A 1,646-nucleotide genomic window follows, 5' to 3' on the forward strand; every position below is an offset into this window, starting at 1 on the left:
ATGGGACAAGACTGCCTCACCAACGACGTCACCTTCGTCTCCACACTCCGCCGCGACCGCCCCGAGGAGCACGAGCTGCTCACCGGGCTGAGCCGCCTCCACACCCTCGGGATCTCCCCGGACTGGCACGCCTACTACGCCGGCACCGGCACCCACCGCATCGACCTGCCCACCTACGCCTTCCAACACGAACGCTACTGGCTGGACACCAAGGAGTATCTGGCGGAATTGTGGCACGACGGTGGCGACGTGGTCGACGCCGGACTCGAAACGGTGGGGCATCCCTTCGTGGGAGCGGCGGTCTGGTCGCCCGAAGGCGACAGCGTCACTTTCACCGGGCGGCTGTCGGCGAAGTCGGCTCCGTGGCTGGCCGATCATTCGGTCAACGGGCTCGCCCTGTTCCCAGGGACGGGTTTTGTGGAACTGGTGCTGGCTGCTGGTGTCCATGTCGGGTGCGGGATGCTGGAGGAGTTGACGTTGGAGGCGCCGCTGGTGCTGCCGGAGCGCCGGGGAGTGGCGTTCCAGATCGTGGTCGGCGAGGACAAGGCAGGCCGCACCGTCACCGTGTACTCACGGGACGAGTCGTCCGACGGCCCCTGGACCCGCAACGCATCCGGCCTGCTGACCACCGATGCCGCCGCCGAGCCCGCCCCCCTGACCGAGTGGCCGCCGCGTGGTGCGGAGGTGTTGCCGGTGGAAGGGTTGTACGGGGAGCTGGCCGAGGCCGGTTTCGGGTACGGGCCGGTGTTCCAGGGGCTGCGGGCTGCGTGGCGGCGTGGTGAGGAGCTGTTCGCGGAGGTTGCGCTTCCCGACGGAGCGGATGATGCCGCGGCGTACGGTCTGCATCCGGCGCTCTTCGACGCCTGCCTCCACCTGATCGGACTGACGTCGGACGGCGGCCCGGCGCGAGTGCCGTTCGCATGGTCGGGAGTGCCCCTGCATGCCACAGGGGCAGCGCAGGTCCGGGTCCGCCTGGTGCTGCGGGATGCCGGTACCGTGTCCCTCGACGTCTTCGACGGCAGCGGTGCGGCTGTGCTCGCCGTCGAGTCGCTGGTCCTCCGGGAGCCGTCAGTCGTGCGCCCTGTCCGGCACGACGATCTGTACCGCGTGGAGTGGACACCGGTCTCTGTGGACCCGTCCGTCAGCGCGTCCGCGGTCACCGTGCTGAAGACCGACCCAGGCGTCGGCACCGACGCCGTGCACGCTTCCGTGCAATGGGCGTTGGCCGAGCTCCGGTCCCGACTGGGCAGCGAGGACCGGCTTGCTTTCGTCACCCGCGGTGCGGTGGCGCTGCCGGGAGAAGACGTCACCGATCTCGCCGGTGCGGCGGTATGGGGTCTCGTACGCTCCGCACAAGCCGAACACCCCGGCAGGTTCGTCCTCATCGACCTCGACACCACCGGTGACACTGCGGACGACGACGTGGCGGTACGGGCGGCCCTGGCGACCGGTGAGCCGCAGACCTCCGTGCGCGGCGGGACCGTCTGCGCGGCCAGGCTCGTACGCGTGCCCGCCCCCTCCCCGGAGGCGGAGACAGCGCCTGCCGCGGTCTTCGGTCCTGATGGGGTGGTGTTGGTGACGGGTGCGGGTGGTGCGCTGGGTGGTGTGGTGGCGCGGCATCTGGTGTCGGCGCATGGGGTGAGGCG

The 1,646-nt window shown here is 70.4% G+C and carries 1 protein-coding gene; it reads left to right on the plus strand.

Going from position 1 to position 1,646, the window contains the following annotated elements; all coding sequences use genetic code 11:
* Positions 1-1,646: polyketide synthase dehydratase domain-containing protein (locus ACWGI6_RS38185; RefSeq protein WP_453271772.1), on the plus strand; the 1,646-nt coding region annotated here is incomplete at both ends.

Source organism: Streptomyces sp. NPDC054786, assembly GCF_053611685.1.